The organism is Bradyrhizobium sp. S3.2.6, assembly GCF_040546885.1.
Classification (GTDB): Bacteria; Pseudomonadota; Alphaproteobacteria; order Rhizobiales; family Xanthobacteraceae; genus Bradyrhizobium; species Bradyrhizobium cytisi.
In genome coordinates this window covers 43,793-64,055 of record NZ_JBEPOS010000035.1, presented here as the reverse complement: position 1 = coordinate 64,055, position 20,263 = coordinate 43,793, and the positions used below count along the sequence as shown (strand labels likewise).

16 protein-coding genes and 2 pseudogenes are annotated in these 20,263 nt (G+C 62.4%); 5 read left to right on the top strand and 13 right to left on the bottom strand.

What is annotated here, in order from left to right; all coding sequences use genetic code 11:
* Positions 1–557: 557 nt before the first annotated feature.
* Together ABID58_RS35225 and ABID58_RS35220 are read right to left on the bottom strand one after the other, a co-directional pair.
* Complete coding sequence (locus tag ABID58_RS35225) at positions 558–1,760, bottom strand: MFS transporter (protein WP_354037481.1); 1,203 nt, start codon at positions 1,758–1,760, stop codon at positions 558–560.
* A gap of 193 nt (positions 1,761–1,953) precedes the next feature.
* Positions 1,954–2,371 (bottom strand): annotated as a pseudogene (locus ABID58_RS35220) (ArdC-like ssDNA-binding domain-containing protein); the annotation flags it as partial.
* Positions 2,372–3,735: 1,364 nt separating this feature from the next.
* On the opposite strand from ABID58_RS35220, the gene ABID58_RS35215 reads away from it, so the two are divergent.
* The gene (locus tag ABID58_RS35215; protein WP_354037479.1) at positions 3,736–5,028 is read left to right on the top strand and encodes a hypothetical protein; all 1,293 of its coding nucleotides are present in this window, start codon (positions 3,736–3,738) and stop codon (positions 5,026–5,028) included.
* 48 nt (positions 5,029–5,076) lie between these two features.
* Here ABID58_RS35215 and ABID58_RS35210 read toward each other — a convergent pair whose 3' ends face one another.
* Both ABID58_RS35210 and ABID58_RS35205 read right to left on the bottom strand, forming a co-directional pair.
* A complete protein-coding gene (locus ABID58_RS35210) occupies positions 5,077–5,859 on the bottom strand; it encodes an enoyl-CoA hydratase/isomerase family protein (protein ID WP_354037477.1) in 783 nt (260 codons plus the stop codon).
* Positions 5,860–5,991: 132 nt separating this feature from the next.
* Positions 5,992–8,082: a molybdopterin oxidoreductase family protein gene (locus ABID58_RS35205; RefSeq protein WP_354037475.1), complete on the bottom strand. Its 2,091-nt coding sequence runs from the start codon at positions 8,080–8,082 to the stop codon at positions 5,992–5,994.
* Between the two features lie 252 nt (positions 8,083–8,334).
* Here ABID58_RS35205 and ABID58_RS35200 point away from each other — a divergent pair, with 252 nt between their 5' ends.
* Genes ABID58_RS35200 through ABID58_RS35185 form a run of 4 tightly spaced genes read left to right on the top strand, consistent with a single transcriptional unit; the run spans position 8,335 to position 12,599 of the window.
* Positions 8,335–9,291 carry a tripartite tricarboxylate transporter substrate binding protein gene (locus ABID58_RS35200; RefSeq protein WP_354037491.1) on the top strand — a complete coding sequence of 319 codons (957 nt, stop codon included), beginning with the start codon at positions 8,335–8,337 and terminating at the stop codon, positions 9,289–9,291.
* A gap of 13 nt (positions 9,292–9,304) precedes the next feature.
* The gene (locus ABID58_RS35195; protein ID WP_354037473.1) at positions 9,305–9,775 is read left to right on the top strand and encodes a (2Fe-2S)-binding protein; all 471 of its coding nucleotides are present in this window, start codon (positions 9,305–9,307) and stop codon (positions 9,773–9,775) included.
* Entirely contained in the window at positions 9,772–11,904 is a 2,133-nt protein-coding gene (locus ABID58_RS35190; protein WP_354037471.1) for a xanthine dehydrogenase family protein molybdopterin-binding subunit, read from the top strand. Before ABID58_RS35195 ends, ABID58_RS35190 begins: the two co-directional genes overlap by 4 nt.
* Positions 11,901–12,599, top strand: coding sequence for a molybdate ABC transporter substrate-binding protein (locus tag ABID58_RS35185; RefSeq protein ID WP_354037469.1), 699 nt, complete (start codon positions 11,901–11,903; stop codon positions 12,597–12,599). Before ABID58_RS35190 ends, ABID58_RS35185 begins: the two co-directional genes overlap by 4 nt.
* 9 nt (positions 12,600–12,608) lie before the next feature.
* Here ABID58_RS35185 and ABID58_RS35180 read toward each other — a convergent pair whose 3' ends face one another.
* The 9 genes and pseudogenes from ABID58_RS35180 to ABID58_RS37470 form a co-directional block, all read right to left on the bottom strand.
* Entirely contained in the window at positions 12,609–13,415 is an 807-nt protein-coding gene (locus ABID58_RS35180; protein WP_354037468.1) for an SDR family NAD(P)-dependent oxidoreductase, read from the bottom strand.
* A 78-nt stretch (positions 13,416–13,493) separates the two neighbouring features.
* Positions 13,494–14,786, bottom strand: a complete 1,293-nt coding sequence (locus ABID58_RS35175; RefSeq protein ID WP_354037467.1) for a TRAP transporter large permease — start codon at positions 14,784–14,786, stop codon at positions 13,494–13,496.
* Positions 14,777–15,325 (bottom strand): TRAP transporter small permease, encoded by a 549-nt coding sequence (locus tag ABID58_RS35170; RefSeq protein WP_354037465.1) that lies wholly within the window; start codon positions 15,323–15,325, stop codon positions 14,777–14,779. Before ABID58_RS35170 ends, ABID58_RS35175 begins: the two co-directional genes overlap by 10 nt.
* Positions 15,326–15,389: 64 nt before the next feature.
* Positions 15,390–16,361 carry a TRAP transporter substrate-binding protein gene (locus ABID58_RS35165; RefSeq protein WP_148751185.1) on the bottom strand — a complete coding sequence of 324 codons (972 nt, stop codon included), beginning with the start codon at positions 16,359–16,361 and terminating at the stop codon, positions 15,390–15,392.
* A gap of 574 nt (positions 16,362–16,935) precedes the next feature.
* On the bottom strand, positions 16,936–17,664 hold the full coding sequence (locus ABID58_RS35160; protein WP_148751183.1) for a Crp/Fnr family transcriptional regulator: 729 nt from the start codon (positions 17,662–17,664) through the stop codon (positions 16,936–16,938).
* A gap of 284 nt (positions 17,665–17,948) precedes the next feature.
* A complete protein-coding gene (locus ABID58_RS35155) occupies positions 17,949–18,113 on the bottom strand; it encodes a hypothetical protein (RefSeq protein ID WP_354037463.1) in 165 nt (54 codons plus the stop codon).
* A gap of 66 nt (positions 18,114–18,179) precedes the next feature.
* The gene (locus tag ABID58_RS37480; RefSeq protein ID WP_502916456.1) at positions 18,180–18,584 is read right to left on the bottom strand and encodes an IS630 family transposase; all 405 of its coding nucleotides are present in this window, start codon (positions 18,582–18,584) and stop codon (positions 18,180–18,182) included.
* Positions 18,571–19,035: a hypothetical protein gene (locus tag ABID58_RS37475; RefSeq protein WP_502916455.1), complete on the bottom strand. Its 465-nt coding sequence runs from the start codon at positions 19,033–19,035 to the stop codon at positions 18,571–18,573. Before ABID58_RS37475 ends, ABID58_RS37480 begins: the two co-directional genes overlap by 14 nt.
* Positions 19,036–19,132: 97 nt before the next feature.
* Positions 19,133–20,215 (bottom strand): annotated as a pseudogene (locus tag ABID58_RS37470) (IS630 family transposase).
* Between the last annotated feature and the right edge of the window lie 48 nt (positions 20,216–20,263).

The window sequence follows — 20,263 nt, the reverse complement described above, 5'->3', positions numbered from 1 at the left end:
GACGACATCAATCGCCATCCCGTCATCCATACCTGGTCCTACAAACTCGCCGACGCCGCCTGATATGATTCGAACCAAGAAAACGCTGAACTAGGTAGCCATCCCCTCAGAGAGGGGCGTGTCATGCTTCGGATCGGCGCGGCCGAACACGTGATCGGGGCGCGGCGGCGAGAAAGGTAGAAAGCATCATCACATCCCTGTCCGCTTCCTAGTGATGGGCCGGGCCGGAAGGGCGTTTATGCGAATACAGCTGGTCCTGCCTGTTGCGAAGCCCTGCTACGGCTCTGAGCTTCTAAACGGCGATCTGTCACGCTGCGGCCGACCGAACGCGGATTTGTCGGATCCGACTTCGAGGGCGATGCCAGCCACTCAGCGGCAGACGACGGCTTGACCTGAAGTATGCGCAGAACACCCGGACAGTTCGCTCTTCCACTGTTCGCGGAGCGCTCCCGGGGCGGCCCGATCGGCCGAAGTGACAGCCATCTTGAGCGAAGACCGCCACGCCCGTCCATCGCGCCGACGCGACGCCAATGATGCTTCATGGCTATGCAGTCGAGTTACCATTTGAGTGAGGCTGCGGTATCTCGCCGCTCGCGTAAGGTCGACTCGCGCGCGATGGCGAGGGCGATCAAGGCAAACAATGCCATCGCGGCGGCGACGACGACCAATGCGGGGCGAAGACCGCCGACCGACGCGGCCAGCGGCGCAACGAGCAGTGGGCTCAAGAACTGACCGAAATACAGACCGAAGTATACCTGGCCGGTTGCCTTGCCCATGTGCCAGGGTTTTGCGGCGGCCATCGTCCAGGCCATGACATTGGGAACCAGCATCCCAGCACCAAGTCCATGTACTGCGAGGACGACGAAACTCTCGGCATAGCTGGTGATGCGCGACAGCCACCAAATCCCCACTGCCAGCAGCGCAAAGACCAAGACGTTGATCGATTGCGTATTGAACCGCCTCCGTAAGACGGGCCACAGCAACGTTCCCGCGGTAGCCGAAAGAATTCCGAAAGCGGCCCCCATTCCGATGGCTTGTGTCGACGTTATACCCAGATCTGCGAGCAGAAACGGGTACTGGACCGGCGGTAAGTAGACGGCGATCATGCCAACCAGCATGACTGTAATCTGGGGAAGCAGCGCGGACTTTGGCGGCCGTGTAGCTGCGAACCCCAGCGTATCGGTGCGCGGCGCGTATTGTGGGGGGGGCAGTCGCAGTTGGAAGGGAATCAGGAGCAGCGCGAGACCATAGAGCGCGAACGGCAGCCGCCAGTTCATTTCGCCGAGAGCACCACTGATAAAAAAGAGAACTGTGCCGGCAACGCCGATAAAGCGCATTTGCAGATTAAGATAACGTTCGCGCTCCTGTCCTCTGAAGTGAGTACCGATGATGGACGTGCAGCACGTCATCACGATGGCTTCAGCGGCACCGAAAATGAACCGAGAGACGACGATTTCAGTTATGCCATCGAGCCAGAGCGGAGCGACGCCGGAGGCGGCGTATAGCGCTGTGCCCCACACCAAAAATTTGCGGCTTCCCCAACGGTCGATGACTGTGCCGATGAAGGGTGAAGCGATCGCCGTGACGAATGCAGGCGCCATCAGCGCCAACGCCACCAACAATTCGACGTGTTTGACCGAGGCGTAGGCCGCCTGGAACTTGACCAGGATAGGGACCACCAGGATGGATGCCAAGATGGTCATGCAGCTGCCGAACAGCAGAACTATGCCGACGCCGTTCACGCGTTCAATTGTCTTCATGTCGCCCCTCACCCTCACTGCACTTCTTGACTTGACATCGATCCCGCCGATGCTCGCGCGCTGTGGGAACAAGCCGGACCGCAGATATGTTTCCAGGCAGCCGGACCTGCCGCGCGAGCGAAGGTGTCGACCTGCGGCGAACGCCTCTCTTCTGGAAGGTCGACCTTTGCGACAAGGGACAAATCGCCTGTATCGTAGACAGTGAAGCGCTTGAGGAACGGAATGGCCTGCGCTTCCTCACCGTTCTCGCTCGCGCGGCGCTTTTCGTCGACTGGCACAAAGCGGTCGGCATAGACGACGGTCGTGCCGCGCTCACCCTTGCGGACGTGCCCACCGAGCGACAGGGCCTGACGGAAGGTAAGCCAGCTCTGACCTGTGAATGCGCGCTCAGTGGCTGCTCCCCAGAGAATCAGAACATTGATGCCGCTATACTGACGGCCGGACGCGGCGCTTTTCGGCATGGCCAAAGGCGCCTTCGCCGCCACGCTGCCCCATGGCTGGACCCACGGCACTCGGCCAGCCTCCAGTTCGGCGATGATCTTGCTGGTGATTTCGTCATAAAGGTTCGCCCGGTCCTCACCGGTGTGCGCCCGAGAATATTGTCTGGACATCACGGATCTCCGCGACGGGCGCCGCGAGCCTCTCGCAGCCCATAACCCGTCACGGCAAATCCGCGCGACACTCTGACTCTCGCCTCTACCTGAGAGAATGCGAAATCTGCGACGCAATCCGCCTTGCATCGGGTGTTCATGGGAATTGCTTTGAGCTACCTAGGGCCGCAGGCCCGACCAGGCGTGCGCCAGGGGCGCATCGCCCAACGGAAATGGCACCCGGAGAGCGTGAGCATAGCGACCCGAAGGGGCACGCGGGTCCGAGTGCAGCGACGAGACCGGTTTAATAGCGGCACCCGGGAACGGGGCAGTGATAGCGGTCGCCGTAGGCGAGCCCCTTTTCCGAGTGCCCCCGGCGAGGAGCTCCGCATCCGCTTGCGCGAGGGATCGAAGCCGGATGGCCGAGACGCAAAGCGGCTCGGTCCACGAGAGCCCGGTGCGGCGACAGCCGCACGCGCGCAAGGAGAGTTCACCAGTCGAGGCGCTTGGTTTCCGCTCGCGCAAATCTATTTGCCGCAACTGGTCGCAGGCTAGCAATTCGTGCCCCAAGGCTCCCCTTCTGGTCCGATTCAAAACAAGTTTGTCATTCCGACAATTGAACTTTCAAAGCTTGCCTCCGCGCAGGGTTGAGCGGCAGATTGTCGGAACGAGTGCTGGCAACTAACGGGAATCACATGCCTCTCGATCAGCGGGCAACCACAAGCCTGCCGAAATAGGATGGCCACATTCTCGAACTATCTGAAGTAAGATTTCGGCTGCTTCTTTTTCGAGGCAGCTCTCAAGCTAAGCCTTCCAAATGTTCATCGCGTCTGATCCGGTCACGCGCGTACACCATCCCAATTGCTCTCCACGCCAGCCGATTTCCATACCAGTCATTGCTACCCCTTGTCTCTTCCAGGGTTCCGACCTCAACGTCAGAGAGCTGGTGAACCAAGCACGGGACGCGCAGAGACCACGAGGTACGGATATCGAAAATGGGAACCCTGAAGCGTTGTGTCCACGGGCGATATATCCACTGAAACCCCTACCATCAAGCTAGATGGAACACTTGGAGCGACGGCCTATTGCGGCCGCGGATTGACGTTAATGGCATCCCGCATTGCGCTTCCTGCTCGTTACCCGCCGATCGGCACATGGCCAGCAGTCATGCGGGCCGACATGGTCGCCGCGTACCTGGATTATCGCGACACCGGTGAACTTGCACGCGCGGTGGCCCGCGGCGAGGCTCCTCCGCCAACGGGCTATCGTGGAACTGGTCGCACTCGACAGCCAGTTTGGTCGAAGGCAACCATCGATGACTCGACCGCACCATACAGGGCCGCGAACTCAATCAGGTCAGACGGACAGGATTTGGCTTCTCTTGTATGAAAACACTCCACACCTCGTCTACACTCCCGCGTTACTGTCGGCAAAAGGCGTTGAAGCGTGGTGGCTGGGCATATTTTTTTGAGCCACCCACTTGGGCTCGCAAACAAGGCTGCACCGTCGAATCCGAAGCGCTGGGGGAGGATCTTGCGGCGGCGGTAGACCGAGTCACGAATGTCCTGTTACCCGCCTTTGACAGCTGGCGTTCCGCAGGTCTAACCGACATGGCTCCGGTTTCGACCGCACCTGGCACATTCGATTGGCTCATATTCGTTTTCAAAACACACCAGAAATGGAACGAGATCGACCATAAAACGCAGCGCCTCTACGACCAAGGCTTGGCACTTTTTGCCAATCATGAGCTGAAGGATGCCAGTCGAGCGGGCTCAAAACAGCTTTCTGCCTTCAACAAAGGATTCGTTGACGCCGTTTATGCGAAATTACTCGTCGTGGAACACAAGGAGCCGGATGGTCGCACCGTCAAGCGCGAACGTCGACGCTTCGCGAATGCAGCGATGACCGCTTGCAGGCGCGCCTGGTTTGTCGGCCAGCGCGCTCAAGAAACAAAAGTACCGGCAATCAACCCGTTCTCGCGAATGGGACTAAAGTCCCGCGCTCCTGGTCGACCTGTGCGAGAGACGCCCACGGCGAGCTGGGACGAGCTTGTCGCGTTCAGACTAGCTGCCAAGAAACTTGGATTTTACTCAATTGGCACAGCCGCTTTGCTGAGCTGGGAGTGGCTACAGCGCGAGGAACATGTGTTCGGAGCCTTCGAGATAGCACACTATCGGCCAGAGGAGCGACCAGACAGCGTGAGGATTGTACACCCGAAGAATGGAGAAGAAGCTTGGTGGCCTCTCTTCGACGAAACGGGCGCGCCTCTTTTCCCCGAGTTGATGGCGGAACTCGATTCGATCAAAGAGAGATTCGTTTCCGGATTGGCCTTTCGACGTGACCATCCTCATCGAAGATCATGCATTGCACTTCCATGGATTACTCCCCGCAAAGATCTGCGCTACCTCCGATCGGTCGTAAAGAAAATTATCGTCACAGCCGGACTCCGAAACGAGCTTTCATTTACATCATTTCGCCACGGCGGGTTCACGGAAGGTGCTGACAGCGACCTCACGGACGCTGAGTTACGGACCGCCGGCCGTCATCGCTCCAGACATCAATTGCCAACGTATGCAAAGCGTACACAGAAGCAGCTAATCGCTGCCTCTCAAAAGCGCCGGCTCCAGCGCTCTAGAACCGCTTCTTCAGAAGATCAGCTCGCGGCACCAACAAATTGAGGTATTTTTCTTGGCTTTCTGATATTCCAAACTCCCGAACATTTACGCCTACCGTCCCGTCCAGACCGGCTTCCTCTTCTCGCCGAATGCTTTCAGCCCCTCCTTGGCGTCCTCGGTCATCGCGAGCAGTGCGATCTGGCTTTCGGTGTAGGCGATGCTCTCGTCGAACGACATCGAGGCGATGGCGCGCATCGCGTATTTGCCGCGGCGGATCGCGGTCGGGGATTTGTCGGCGATGCGGCCGATCAGCCAGTCGACCTTGGCATCAAGCTCGGCCGTGGGCACGACGTAGTTGAGCAGGCCCGCATCCTTTGCGGCCTTCGCATCGAACGGCTCGCCGGTGAGCGCCCATTCGTTGACGAGGCGTCGCGGTGCGATCTCCTGCAACAGGCTCAGCACCTGCATCGGAAACACGCCGACCTTCACCTCCGGCAGGCCGAAGATGACATGATCCGCCGCGACCGCCATGTCGGTCATGCAAAGAAGCCCCATACCTCCGGCCATGCAGACGCCGCCGACGCGCGCGATCGCGGGTTTGGTGGCGTTCTGCGACAGCCGCAGCAGATCGGCATAATCGACGTTCGGCCTGGAATGATCCATCGCGAAAGCCGCACCGGAATTCTGCAAATCGGCGCCGGCGCAGAACGCCTTGTCGCCCGCACCGGTCAACACGATGACGCGGACGTCCTTGTCGTCATGCGCGTCGCGATAGCCACGTGTGATGCCGGCAATGACGTCGCCGTTCAGCGCGTTGCGCTTTTCCGGCCGGTTGATGGTGATCCAGAACGCCTGCCCGCGCTTCTCGGTGATGACGCCTGCGGTGTCGGTCATGACGCTATATCCTTGCTCCCGTTTTGCAGCCATTTGCGGCAGCCTCGGCGTGAGGTGCAAGGGCAAACTGCCATGCGGCGCCGCTTTAGCGCCTCGACGCAAATCTGCACGCGATCAAAGCGCGAGCGCAGCTCAGGCCGCGGCCGCTTTCCTGATCCAGACCTTGTTGTCGTGAAACGCTGCGCCGCCGATCGGGGCAATCGTGTCCGCACCGGTCAGCATGTTGATGCCGCGGCCACCGATATGATTCTTGTTCGGATGCACGGATTCCGCAATCAGCACGCCGCGCCGCACGCCCTCGAACAGCACGGCAATCAGCGTGGTCTCGCCGCGGGGGTTGCCGAGCGTCACCGCATCGCCGTCGGCGATGTCGAGCGCAGCCGCATCCAGCGGATGGATCATCACGCTCGCCTTGCCCTCGCGCGCCTGCGAGGACGGGGTCTCGTTGAAGGTGGTGTTGAGGAAGCTGCGCGACGGGCTGGTTGCAAGCCGGAACGGATGGGCCTGGTCGGTGTGCTCGATCACGGCCCAATGGTCCGGCAGCGACGGCATCTTGTCGAAATCGCCCATGGTCTGGCCGAACGGCGGATGCGCCCAGTCGGCCCTGAAATGGAATTTTTTGTCGAGATGAGCAAAGCCATCTAGATAATGCGAGGTACGGAAGTCCGGCTGCAGATCGCGCCAGATGTCGGCTTCGAGGCCGGCGATGTCGCCGTGATCGCTGAGCTTCAGCGTCGTGTCGATCAATTCGCGCGGCGTCATCTCGAAGCCGCGATGCTTCGCGCCGAGCCGCGGCGCCAGCGCCTGCATCACCTGGTGGTTGGAGCGGCATTCGCCGGGCGGGTCGATCAGCTTGGGACCGACCGAGATATGCTGATGGCCGCCGCCGTAATAGAGATCGTCATGCTCCATGAACATGGTCGCCGGCAGCACGATATCGGCAATCTGCGCCGTCTCGGTCATGAACTGCTCGTGCACCGCGACGAACAGATCCTCGCGCGCAAAGCCCTGCCGTACCAGCGCCTGCTCCGGAGCCACTGTCATCGGATTGGTGTTCTGGATCAGCATCGCCTTGACCGGGCCCTTGCGGAGCAGGGCCTCGGCATCGCCGGTGAGGATGCGACCAATCTGCGACTGGTCGAGCGCGCGGATCGACTTGTCGATCGCATCATGGCCTTCGATGACGGCTTCGTTGAAGTGCCACAGCGCGTAATTGTTGAAGAAGGCGCCGCCGCCCTCGTACTGCCAGGCGCCGGTCACCGCGGGAATGCAGTTCGCCGCATGCATCTGCGTCGCGCCGTTGCGCGAACGGGTGAAGCCGTAGCCGAGACGGAAGAAGGTCCGTTTGGTCTCGCCGACAGCCTTGGCAAAGGCCTCGATCTCCGCCGCCGGCACGCCAGAGATCGCGGAAGCCCATTCCGGCGTGCGCGACTTCAGATGCGCCTCGAGCTCGGCAGGGCAGTCGGTGTACTTGTCCATGTAGGCGCGATCGGCATAACCGTCGCGGAAGAGAACATGCATCACGCCGCAGGCGAACGCGCCATCGGTGCCGGGCCGCAGCAGGATCTTGATATCGGCCTGCTTCATGGTCTCGTTGTCGTAGACGTCGACAGCAGCGATTTTGGCGCCGCGCTCCTTCCGCGCACGCGCAGCGTGCGTCATCACGTTGACCTGCGTGTTGACCGGATTGGTGCCCCAGATCACCACGAGATCGGACAGCGCCATCTCGCGCGGATCGACGCCCGCGATCTTGCCGGTGCCGATCGCAAATCCGATGCGCCCGACATTGGCGCAGATGGTCTGGTAGAAGCGCGAATATTTTTTCACGTGCGTGAGACGGTTGAGGCCGTCGCGCATCACCAGCCCCATCGTGCCGGCGTAGTAATACGGCCAGATCGACTCCGCGCCGAACTCGCGCTCTGCCCGGTTGAAGCGATCGGCGATCTCGTCGAGCGCCTCGTCCCAGGAAATCCGCGCAAACTGGCCGGAGCCTTTCGCACCCGTCCGGCGCATCGGAAACATCACCCGCTCCGGGTGATGGATGCGCTCGGCGTAGCGTGCGACCTTGGCGCAGACGACGCCGGCCGTGTAGGTCTGCTTTTTCGAACCGCGGACGCGGCCGATGCTGCGACCTTCGACCACCTCGATATCGAGCGCACAGGCCGACGGGCAATCGTGCGGACAAGTGGAGTGACGGATCTCGATCTTGGCGTGCTGGTTCATGACCAATTTCGTAACACCAAAATACCGGGCAGCCGAGGGCATTTATCCGGCAACGCCCATGCAAAATGCTCAAGCCATGCGCGTGCCCTGTTCCTCCCGCGACCGCGAAAGGCCCCGCCGCCACACCGAAAACGGTCCGATATTCCGGCCGAAATCGACTTTATGAGGCGTCGACGGCCCGCGCGCCCTGTCGCTACAGTGCCGGCCAACAAAAACGAGTTCAGGGAGGTGGGCGTGACGGCTCGACAATTGATGCTGGCGCTCGCCGCCGGCCTGCTCACCGCATGCTCCGCAACTCCGTCCCTGGCGCAAGGCTATCCCGCGCACGGGGTCCGCATCGTCGTGCCCTTCGGCGCCGGCGGGCCGGCCGACGTCGCGGCGCGGCTGATCGGCAACGCCCTCCAGGAGCGGTTTGGCCAGCCCTTCGTGGTCGAGAACCGTACCGGCGCGGGCGGCGTCATCGGCACGATCGAGGCGGCGAAGTCGGCGGCCGACGGCTACACCCTGCTGATGATGTCCAACACCCAGACCGCAAATGAATCGCTGCTGACGCCGGAGCAGCGCAAATACGATCTGATGCGTGACCTCGCACCGATTGCGCCCGTGAACTATTCCGATCTCGTGATCGTGGTGAACCCGCAAGTTCCGGCGAAGACGCTGCAGGAGTTCATCGCGCTCGCCAAGGCGCAGCCGGGCAAATTGAACTACGCCTCTTCCGGCCAGGGCACGCCCTATCACATGGCCGGCGAGCTGTTCAAAGCGATGGCCGGCATCGAAATCGTCCACGTCCCCTACCGCAACAGCGGCGAGGCGCGCAGCGGCGTGATCGGCGGCCAGGTGCAGATGATGATCGACGCGGTGCCGGCGATGGCGCCGAACATCGGAGAAAACCAGGTCCGCGCCCTCGCGACCACCGGCCAGCAGCGGTCCGCGGTGCTGCCCAATGTGCCGACTGCCGGCGAGGCCGGCGTTCCCGGCTACGAGGCGACGATCTGGCTCGGCCTGATGGCGCCAGTGGGCACGCCAAAACTTGTCATCGACAAGCTCAATTCGGCCGTGAACGCGATGGTGAAGCGGCCCGACATCGTAAAACTCTGGACCGAGCAGGGTGCCGTGCCCATGTCGATGACGCCGGAGGAGTTCGACAAGTTCCTCCAGGGCGACATCGCGAAATGGGCCGAAATCGTCAAGAAGTTCGATAAATCCTGAGGCCGCGCCGATCATGCCCACCATTCGATTCCAGCTCAACGGCGCGACGGTGGCGGTGGATGCCGATCCCGATCAAACGCTGCTCGACGTGCTGCGCGGCCAGCTCGGCACCACCAGTCCCCATTTCGGCTGCGGGGCCGGTGAATGCGGCGCCTGTTACGCGATGGTCGACAACCGCGCGATGGCGTCCTGCGACATGCCGATGTGGTCGGTGGCGGACAAGGAAATCGTCACACTGGAGGGCCTCGGCACGGCCGAGCAACCGCATCCGCTGCAACGCGCCTTCATCGCCGAACAAGCGATGCAATGCGGCTATTGCGTCTCAGGGATCCTGATCAGCGCGGCGGCGCTGCTGAAGCGCAATCCATCGCCATCGGAAGCCGAGGTCAGGGCGGCGCTCGACCGCAATCTGTGCCGCTGCGGATCGCACAACCGCATGGTCCGCGCCGTGCTCCGGGTGGCATCGGAGATCGCAACATCATGAGTGCGTCGCCCCCTGCCCCGAAACTGCCGCTTAGCCTCGCAGCCAATCCTAGACTGTCGTCCTGGGTGAAGTTCACCGGCGAAGGCCGCGTGGCGATCTCGCCCGGCAAGGTCGAGATCGGCCAGGGTATCGTCACGGCGCTGGCACAGATCGCGGCGGACGAGCTCGACATCGAGATCGGCCGCATCGACATGATCCGCGCCTCGACGGCTGCGAGCCCGAATGAGGGTGTCACTTCCGGCAGCCTGTCGATCCAGCAGTCCGGCCGCGCACTGCGCCACGTCTGCTCTGAGGTGCGCCAGCGCTTCCTCGCGGCAGCATCCGAACGTCTTGGCGTCGATGCGGCGCTGCTCGGTGTCGAGGACGGCACGATCTCGGGTCCCGGCAATATCAGGACCAGCTACTGGGAGCTGGCTGGCGACGTCTCGCTGGATCGCGATGCGACCGCAGGCGCTTCGGCGAAGACTGCCGCCAAGCGCGTGGTCGCCGGGCATGCGATCCAGCGCGTCGACATTCCCGACAAGGTGTTCGCGCGGCCGCGGTTCATCCATGACTGCGCGTTGCCGGGGCTGGTGCATGGACGCGTGCTGCGGCCGGACATCTCGGGCGCGAGGCTGATCGCGCTCGACGAAGCGGCCGCACGCGGCGTTTCCGGGCTCATCGGCATCGTCCGCGACGGCAGTTTTGCAGGCGTCGTGGCCGACAGTGAGGTCGCGGCGGAAGCCGCGCTGAAGGCCCTACGCAAGGATGCGACCTGGTCGGCCGGCGAGCCGCTTCCTGACGAAGACGATCTGGCTGGCTTCCTGAGAAGCCAGCCAGTCGAGACCACGGTCATCGACACCCGGGCAGCCGCCGCGACAGAGCAAGCTACACGCACGCTCCTCCGGCAATACACGCGGCCCTATATCGCGCATGGCTCGATCGCGCCGTCCTGCGCGATGGCGCGATGGGATGGCGACCGGGTCCATGTCTGGACGCACAGCCAGGGCGTCTATCTGCTCCGCGCCGATCTCGCGATCGTGCTCAAGCTGCCGACTGAGAACATCGTCGTTGAGCATATGGAGGGCGCTGGCTGCTACGGGCACAATGCGGCTGACGATGTCGCGCTCGATGCCGTGCTGCTCGCCAGGACCGCCAGCGGCCGACCAGTGCGGGTGCAATGGTCGCGCCACGACGAGATGTCCCACGCGCCGTTTGGTGCCGCGATGGCCATCGAGATCGAGGCCGATCTCGACGCGGGTAACGAGATCATTGGCTGGCGCCATGCGATCTGGAGCAACGGCCACGCGGCGCGGCCCGGGCGTGCGGCGCAGCCCGCGCTGCTGGCGGCAAGCGAGATCGCAAATCCCTATCCGCGCATGATCTCGACGAATCCGCCCGCGGCCAATGGCGGAGGAGGAGACCGCAATTCCGTTCCGCTCTACGACTTCCCGGCCTGGACGATCACGAGCCATCGCCTCCTGACCATGCCGGTGCGCACATCGGCGCTGCGAAGCCTCGGCGCGCAGGGCAATGTGTTCGCGATCGAATCTCTGGTCGACGAGATCGCCGCCTTGCGCGGCGAAGACCCGATCGCGTTTCGCCTGCAGCATCTCCGCTACGAGCGGGCACGCGAGGTGATCCGCGCAGCGGCGCGACGCGCGGCCTGGAAGCCCGAGCGGCGATCCGGCATCGGCTACGGCGTCGGCTTTGCCCGCTACAAGAACACCGGCGCCCATTGTGCAGGGATCGCCGAGATCGAAGGCACCGACGAGATCCGCGTGAGACGGCTGACGCTTGCGGTCGATGTCGGCGAAGCCATCAATCCGGACGGCGTCATCAACCAGATCGAGGGCGGCGCGATCCAGGCGACGAGCTGGGTGCTGAAGGAGCGCGTCCGCTTCGATCCGTTGCGCATCACATCGACCTCGTGGACGGACTATCCGATCCTGACATTCAGCGCGGTGCCAATGGTCGATGTGGAGATCATCCAGCGGCCGGAGATCGAGCCGGTCGGGGCCGGCGAGGCCGCGCACGGCCCTGTGACGGCGGCCATCGCGAATGCGGTCCATGATTGCCTTGGCGTGCGCATACGCGACCTGCCGATCACACGCGACAAAATCATCGCAGCCATGGAGCTTGCATCGTGACCACAGTGAACATTTTGAGCGGCGGCGCGGCGCAAGGCCTGGTGCGCGGCCTCAGCGAGGCCTTCAAGGCGCAGACCGGTTTCGGCATCGACGGCGAATTCGGCGCGGTCGGTGTGATGGCGGACAAGCTGCGCGCGGCCACGCCGGCGGATCTCGTGATCCTGACGAAGGCTCTGCTGGCAAAACTTGCCGCGGAGAAGCTTCTCGTCGCCTCCTCGATAGCCGATGTCGGCCGGGTCGAGACCGCGCTGGCGGTCCGCAGCCGCGATCCCAGGGTAACCGTAAACACGGAGGCCGATCTGCGCGAGGTCCTGCGCTCCGCGGACGCCATCTACGTTCCCAACACCAAGGCCTCGACCGCGGGCCAGCACGTCGCAAAAGTGCTGGATCAGCTCGGCATCGCCTATGAGGTCACATCGCGGCTGAAGATCTTTCCGAACGGCGCAACAGCGATGCGCGAGCTGGCGGCGTCCACCGCGACGCGGCCGATCGGATGCACGCAGGCGACCGAGATCATCGCAACCGACGGCATCGCACTATCGGGTTCGCTGCCGCCGGGCTGCGAGCTGGTGACGATGTATACCGCCGGCGTGACCACGCAAGCGGCACATCCGAACGAAGCCGCCGCGCTGATCGCACTGCTGACTGGCGCAGATCACAGGGACCTGCGCCGGCGCGCGGGCTTTGCCGGCTAGATGCGAACCTTATGTGTGCAGCTGGGTAAGGCCGGTCGGCGGACCGTCGACCCCGGTCCAGCCGCCATCGACGAACAGCGTGCTGCCGCTGACATAGCTCGCGGCGTCCGACGCGAGATAGGCCACCGCCGTCGCGACCTCGTCGGCGCTGCTCCAGCGGTTGAACACGGTGTGGCCGGCGTAGAGATTGTAGATGTCGGGACGCTGCTTGAACGGGCTGGTCAGCGCGGTCTCGGCGATGCTCGGCGCGATCGCGTTGACGCGAACGCCGGAGAGGCCGACCTCGGAGGCAAAGCCCTTCACCAGCAGACCAATCGCGGCCTTGGTCGATCCATAGACGCCGAGGCCCGGCTCAATGGTCACCGCACGCACCGAGGAGCAGGCGATGATGCTGCCGCCCTTTTGCTCGACCATGATGCGGCCAAAGGCCTGGAAGAACCAGACCGTTCCCTTGACGTTGAGGTTCAGGACGCGGTCGAGATCCTCCTCGGTGTAGTCGAGGATGGTCTTGCGGATGTTGAGCCCGGGCGTGGTCACGGCGATGTCGAGCCGCGAAAACTTCTGCATCACGGTTTTGGCGAGCGCGTTGACGTCGGCAGCGCTCGCGGCATCGCATGCGGCCGCTTCGGCCCAACCGCCCTTGTCGCGAATGCCCGCGGCCGTCGCCTCTGCCGCGTCAAGCGCGCGATCGGCGCAGACGACGCGGGCGCCAAGTCCGGCCAGCGCCTCGGCCGACGATTTGCCGATGCCCGATGCGGCGCCGAGCACCACGGCCGTCTTGCCGGTCAGATCGAAGAGCTTGCGATAGTCAGTCACGGACAGATTCTCCCTGTTGCTGTGACGCAAACTATCGCAAGCGCGGTTCGCCGGCCAATGCCGGCGAACGCACGACTGCTATCCCTTATATCCCATCAGCAGACGGGGCAGCCACAGCGAGAAGGCCGGGACATAGGTCACGAACATCAGCGCCGCGATCAGGGCCGCGTAGAACGGCATGATGGTGCGCATCACCGCGCCGACCGAGATGCCGCCAATGGCGCAACCCACAAACTGCGTCGTGCCGACCGGCGGGGTGTTCAGCCCGAGGGCGCAGTTGATCAGCATCAGCATGCCGAACTGCACCGGATCCATGCCCGCCTTCATCGCGATCGGCAGGAAGATCGGGGTGCAGATCAGGATGGTCGCCGCCATGTCCATGAACGTGCCGAGCAAGAACAGGATGACGTTGATGAGCAGGAAGATCATCCAGGGCTGCGTCGAGACCTTGCTCATGAGGTCGCCAGCGAAGTCGGCGACCTCATAGAGGCCCATCAGATACTGGAACATGGTGGAGACGCCGATCAGCAGCAACACCACGCCCGTCGTCTTCACCGCCTTCGCTGCGGCGCGCAGGAAGTTCGACAAGGTCATGGTGCGGTAGATGAAGAACGTCAGCAGGATCGTATAGGTAACCGCGACGGCAGCGGACTCAGTTGCCGTGAAGACACCGGACAGGATGCCGGACAGAATGATGCCGACGATCAGAAGGCCGGGCAGCGCGGCTGTGAACGAGCGAAACACCTCGGCCCAGCCCGGGAACTTGCCGGCCGGATAGCCGCGCTTCACCGCCACCGCGTAGGCGGCGGCCAGCATGCACACCATCAGCACCATCGCCGGCAGGAGGCCGGCGGCGATCAGTGCGCCGATCGAGACCTTGCCGCCGGCGGCGAGCGCATAGATGATCATGTTGTGGCTGGTCGGCATCAGCGCTCCGACCAGCGAGGCATGGGTGGTGACATTGACGGCGTAGTCGGTGTCGAACCCTTCCTTTTTCATCATCGGGATCATCACCGCGCCCATCGCCGATACGTCGGCCACGGGCGAGCCGGAGACGCCGCCGAACAGCGTGCAGGCGACCACGTTCGACATGCCGAGGCCGCCGCGGATGTGTCCGACGAGATTCTTGGCGAGCTGCACGATCTTGTCGGCGACGCCGCCATGCAGCATCAGCTCACCGCTGAAGACGAAGAACGGAATGGCCAGGAACGAGAAGATGTTCATCCCCGACATCATCTGCTGGAAGATGACGGCGACCGGCAGGCCTTCGTAAAGGATGGTGCAAATCGCCGACAGCCCGATCGCGAAGGCGACCGGTACGCCGAGGACAAGGAAGCCGAAGAAGGTGGCGCCGAGAATAATCAGTTCCATGAGGGGACGACCTCTTCGCCACGCAGGAGAGCAATGATGTGCTCGATTGAGAAGGAGACGATCAGAACGCCGGAGGCGATCAGTGGCACGTAACGGACGACCTCGGGAAGGCCGAGATTGGGGATCTTCACGGTTCCGACCGACGCGCCGAGGATCCAGCCGTTGTAGACCATCGCAACGCCGAAGATCGCCACCAGGACGTGGATCACGAGCTCGATCTTCTCGCGTACATGATCCGGAAGCATCACCAGCAAGCTGTCCATGCCGATATGTCCGGCATCGCGTACGCCGACGGCGGCGCCGATCAGCGTGACGTAGAGGATCAGCACCAGTGCGAGATTCTCCGTCCAGGTCGGGCTGGAATTGAGCACGTAACGCCCGAACACCTGGTAGAACACGATGGTGACGATGACGAGCAGGCCGGTCACGGACAGATACATGCCGAGCCGGGCGATGACGGCATTGATCCGCGACAGCAAGCCGGTGGACGGTCGCCCCTCTACCTCCTGCTCGTGGCTTGCAACGTGAGGGTCTGTCATCATCGTCTCCTAGCAAGGGCCCGGTGCCGCCTCGCGGCGACGCCGGACCGAATGCGCTGTAGTGCTACTTCGTGGCCTGAATGCGCTTGACGAGGCTCTGCAGCTTGTCGTCACCGGCGAACTTGGCGTAGACCGGCTTCATCGCATCGACGAACTCCTGCTTGTTCGCGATCGTGACGACCTGAACGCCGGCTGCCTCGACGGTTTTGCGCGAAGCCTGCTCACGCTCGTCCCAGAGCTTGCGCATGACGGGCACCGATTCCTTGGCCGCCTTGCGGATCATCGCCTGATCCTCCTTGCTGAGCGTGTCCCAGACCTTCTTCGACATCACCAGGACTTCGGGCGCCAGCGAGTGCTCGGTGACATTGTAGAACTTGGCGGCCTCGAAGTGGCGCGAGGACTCGTAGGAAGGCCAATTGTTCTCGGCGGCGTCCACCAGACCGGTCTTGAGGGCGGTGTAGACCTCGCCATACGGCATCGGCGTCGGGTTGGCGCCGAGGCTCTCGATCATGCCGACCCACAGATCAGACTGCTGGACGCGGATCTTCAGGCCCTTGACGTCTGCAAGCGACTTGATCGGTGCCTTGACGGTGTAAATCGAACGGGCGCCGCTGTCGTAATAGGCGAGGCCGATCAGGCCGGCCGGCTCCATGGCGGCCAGGATCTCGTCGCCAATCGGCCCGTCGAGAACGTTGCGCATATGCTGGGTGTCGCGGAACACGAAGGGCAGGCAAAGCGCGACGGTCTCAGGCACGAAATTGTTGAGCGGCGATGAGTTGATCCGCATCATGTCGAGCGCGCCGATCTTGAGCTGCTCGATGGTGTCCTTCTCGGAGCCCAGAGCTCCGTTCGGAAATACCTTCACGCCAAGCTTGCCGCCGCTCGCTGTCGCAAGCTGCTTGCCCAAGAACTTGACGGCTTCGACGGTCGGATAGTCGGCCGGATGGACGTCGGCGGAGCGGAAATCGCGTGCGGTTGCGAGCGGCGCCGACACCGCCAATGCAGCGGCTGCGATGATACCGATTAATGTCTTCATCTGGGGTTTCCTCCTGAGTTGATTATGTCGTCGTTGGGCACGTGCTGCGGGCCGCCTTGGGTCGCTCCACTTCGGGTGTGAAGTCAAGCGCTGCAACTGCACCACCTTCGTAGGGTTGCGTAGCGGAGTCGAGGGGATTTGGCTCGTTGGTAGTGTCTGCCCGGGACAGTGCGACGCTCATCGCGCCCGCTCCTACGGGGGACCTGCGCGGCAAGTGCCGGCTCCCCGGCAATCGGGCCGCGTCACCGGCCAATGCCGGATGGGCGGTAGCGATGCTCATCGTATCCATGGACATTCCTCTGGTGTTGTGCTCGACCGCTATTGATTGCGGCTTGAGGTTCGGGCGAGACGATCGCCTCATCCTGTACGAACGCGCCGCACCGGCGCGATATCGCCAGCGTCGTCCCTAGGGCGGGCGGCATTCTGAGTCCAAGCCAAATGCGGCATTGATCGATGCTGGAGTTGCATCGATCAACCACGCGGTGCCCCCGCGGACAATCGGCAGAAAGTTCAATTTTTCCGAATACAGACACGAGGGAGCGTTACGTGGGCAGAGTCCCCCACCGCGAGAAGCTCACTCGCCCTCGAGGCCACTCTCGGCGAGCGCGCGCAGCGCATCGGTATCAAGCACGACGATGGCGCCATGCTCGAGGCGCACCCAGTTGCGTCCGGACCATGCGCGCAATTGCTTGTTGATGCTCTCGCGCGTCATCCCCACCATCTCGCTGATCTCCTGCTGGGTGATCGCGAGTGTGCCGCTGCCCGAGTCGAACTTGCGCTCCTCGGTGAGGCCGAGCAGCGCGCTCGCCAACCGGCCCGGCAGATTCTGCAAGATCACCTGCTCGACCTGCTGGCTGGTCCAGCGCAGCCGCGCACAGAGCAGTTCGATGAATTTCATCGCGAGCGCCGGCTGACTCTTCACGAACGGCAGAAAGTCGCGGCGGTCGATGATGTAGAGTTCGCAATTGGTATTGGCGGTCGCGTCCGCCGACCGCGGTGCACCATCGAGTACGGCGATCTCGCCGAAGATTTCTCCGGGACCGATCAGATTGAGAATGGCGTTCCGGCCGTCGGGCGACGAGGAGGAAATTTTTACTGTTCCGGAGATCACCGCGAACAGATTGTTGCCGGGGTCGCCCTTGGCGGCGATGGTCGAGCCACGCTTGACCGTGGTGTGCTTGGCATAGCGGCAGAGCTGATCAAGCGCGTCCGGTTCCAGATCTGCGAAGATCGGGTGCTTGCGCAGGACTGAGAGTTTGTTGCCCGACGACTGTCGGGGGTCGCCGGTCTTGTCCTGAGGCACGCCGGGACTCCTAAGACTGCGAGGCATTGGAGTTCCTGCGTAGTCAGTGTTGCCGGGCTTTTCAACCGGAAAGCACAGGCACAGTTTTAGTCAAATGTCGTTAAAATGCCGCGGTCGCGTCATGAAAGCGCATCCGCAGGGTGCGTCGATGCATTTCCGACCATGCAGAGTTGCAGAGACGGCAAGTCTCAGCCGAACTCGTGGCACATCGGAACGGCGGGCACGGCCGGGGCGCCTCCGCGTGCCGCGGACGATTCAGGCGCAGCCGGGGCCTCGACCCGTGCTCAGAGCTTTAGCCGGACGTCGCAGATATCAGGCTCCGTAGGATCCGGCTTGATCTCGAATCCGAGCAGCCGACACATCTCGATCATCACAACGTTCTCCTTGAGCACGTCGCCCGAGATGGTCCTTAGCCTTTCCGACCTGGCGTAGTCGATGATCAGCTCCATCAGGGCCTATCGAGCCCCTGCCCTTGAGAAACGCCCTAGGTCAGCGTTTTCGTGGTTCGAATCATATCAGGCCGCCTCAGCGAGCTTGTAGGACCAAGTGTGGACAACCGGATGCCGATTGACATCGTCGATGCCGGCCATGATGCGCTCTTTGAGCTCGTGTTTTGAGGTCACCCGGATGTGGCGCAAGACGGAGCGAGCAAACTTGGAGAAGAAGCCCTCGATGAGGTTGAGCCAGGAGCCGTGCTTGGGTGTGAACGTAAATGCGAAACGGCCTACGGGTCGTGCATCGAGCCAGGCTCTGGTTTCCTTCGAGATATGTGCGGAATGATTGTCGAGGACCAATTTGATCGTGGTCCCGGCCGGATAAGCGGCATCGAGAAGTTTGAGGAATTCGATGAACTCGCGGCTGCGGTGGCGGTCTTTGACGAGCGCGTGAATCTTCCCGGTCAGCAAATCAATTCGTGCCATGGCGTCGATACTCAAAATCGCGAGCAAAGGCCGGGTAAATGCCCGGCACGGGCGGCAAATCCGGCGCCGTCGTCGCGATGGCTTGGATCCCCGGCTTTTCGTCGTAGGAGACGATCGTCACCGGCTTGCCCGATTTCTTCGACTTGACTTTCTTCGACTTGGCTGCGGCTTTTTTCAGGATCTGGACCTCGCGATAGATACCCAGGACCTCCGCCATTTTCTGCTCGAACTCGGCATCGCGACGCTCCAGGTAGTAGCGCACCTTGTGCGGCTTGATTTCCTCTTGGCCGAGAATCTTGCACACCGTGCCCTGGACCAGATGGGCAAGGCACCGGTGCCCCGCCGATGGGCCGTGCTCGCGCGCATGGCGTGCCAGCAGCCGCGTCGTCCACAGCTCATGCGGATAGCCGTTTTCTCCCGGCTCATCGCCAACTCGACTGCTTGCCGCCATGTTGCCATGATACCCATCCTCGTTCGAACAGACTCAAACGAGGAATCCACGAACACACTTCCAGTTCCGTGCATGCCGGTTTCATGGAATCGGTCGTCTAGTGGCCGGAACCGGATGTTTTCAACTTCGTGCCGTGCTCTGCTGGGGTATTGTATCGGCAGAATCGCTCGATGGAAGCAAGGATGTCATCAGCGGAGGACCTGTCCCATCGGAACGGTTTGGGATCGGCTTTGTGTCGGTCGATGAACGATTTGATGTCAGCTCTGAGGGCGGCGACGCTGCGACAGACGCCGCGCCCAATCTTCTTATCGGTAAGGAGCGCGAAGAAGCGCTCGACTTGGTTGAACTATGACGAACTGGTCGGGGTCAGGTGCGCGTGCCAACCAGGCTTTTTAGCCAGCCATCTTCGGACCAGGGTGGTTTTATGCGCGACGTAATTGTCCATGACGAGATCGACGTCGAGTTCGCGCGGCATGGCGGCCTCGATCTCGTCGAGCAACCTGCGGAACTCGGCAGAAAGGTGGCATCCATAGCACTTGCCGATGACCCGTCCGGTCGCAATAACGAGGGCAGCAATAGCGACGTGGTGCCGTGCCTCGTGTAGTCATGGCTTCTTTGAGCCGGCTGGCCGGGACGCATCGGCAGCATCGGCTGACTGAGGTCCCGCGCCTGGATTTGGGACTTCTCGTCCACACATAGAACGATAGCGTGCTCCGGCGGATAAACGTGCACTCACACGTGGCGCAGTTTGGCCACGAAGTTTGGATCCGTGGAAAGCTTGAATGTCTCCAATCTATGCGGCTGGAGCCCGAAAGCCCGCCAGATGCGTTGCACCGTCGACACCGACAGGCTGCGCGCCGGAACTCCAATGGGTGGCGTTCTCAGGGCAACTTTCCAGTGTCCTCACGACCGCAGCTTCGATACGAACATCGTCAATAGTGCGCGACGCTCGGAGCGCTCCTCGTGATGCTGCCCGTCCAACCGCCGCTCCATAGACCGTCGCCGCCACTTACCGACCGTCGCCTAGTGCAGGCCCAGCTTGGCCGCACTTCCTTGTTCTGACTGCCTTCCGCGCAGGTCAGCACGATTCGGACTCTTAGAGCCAACTCCGGCCCTGACTTCGCGGCATGGTCAGCGACTTTAGTTCGGCGAGCTCGTCATCGCTCAATATCAAGGGCATTCGAGCGCTGACGCGGAAAGGGGGCAACTGGCGGGACATCATGCCAGC

Coding starts and splice junctions, on each gene's coding strand:
- ABID58_RS35200 (WP_354037491.1), top strand. CDS start 8,335: ATGCTGGCGCTCGCCGCCGGCCTGCTCACCGCATGCTCCGCAACTCCG.
- ABID58_RS35155 (WP_354037463.1), bottom strand. CDS start 18,113: ATGGAGCTGATCATCGACTACGCCAGGTCGGAAAGGCTAAGGACCATC.
- ABID58_RS35195 (WP_354037473.1), top strand. CDS start 9,305: ATGCCCACCATTCGATTCCAGCTCAACGGCGCGACGGTGGCGGTGGAT.
- ABID58_RS35210 (WP_354037477.1), bottom strand. CDS start 5,859: ATGACCGACACCGCAGGCGTCATCACCGAGAAGCGCGGGCAGGCGTTC.
- ABID58_RS37475 (WP_502916455.1), bottom strand. CDS start 19,035: ATGGCGGCAAGCAGTCGAGTTGGCGATGAGCCGGGAGAAAACGGCTAT.
- ABID58_RS35205 (WP_354037475.1), bottom strand. CDS start 8,082: ATGAACCAGCACGCCAAGATCGAGATCCGTCACTCCACTTGTCCGCAC.
- ABID58_RS35215 (WP_354037479.1), top strand. CDS start 3,736: ATGAAAACACTCCACACCTCGTCTACACTCCCGCGTTACTGTCGGCAA.
- ABID58_RS35175 (WP_354037467.1), bottom strand. CDS start 14,786: ATGGAACTGATTATTCTCGGCGCCACCTTCTTCGGCTTCCTTGTCCTC.
- ABID58_RS35190 (WP_354037471.1), top strand. CDS start 9,772: ATGAGTGCGTCGCCCCCTGCCCCGAAACTGCCGCTTAGCCTCGCAGCC.
- ABID58_RS35225 (WP_354037481.1), bottom strand. CDS start 1,760: ATGAAGACAATTGAACGCGTGAACGGCGTCGGCATAGTTCTGCTGTTC.
- ABID58_RS35165 (WP_148751185.1), bottom strand. CDS start 16,361: ATGAAGACATTAATCGGTATCATCGCAGCCGCTGCATTGGCGGTGTCG.
- ABID58_RS35170 (WP_354037465.1), bottom strand. CDS start 15,325: ATGACAGACCCTCACGTTGCAAGCCACGAGCAGGAGGTAGAGGGGCGA.
- ABID58_RS37480 (WP_502916456.1), bottom strand. CDS start 18,584: ATGGCACGAATTGATTTGCTGACCGGGAAGATTCACGCGCTCGTCAAA.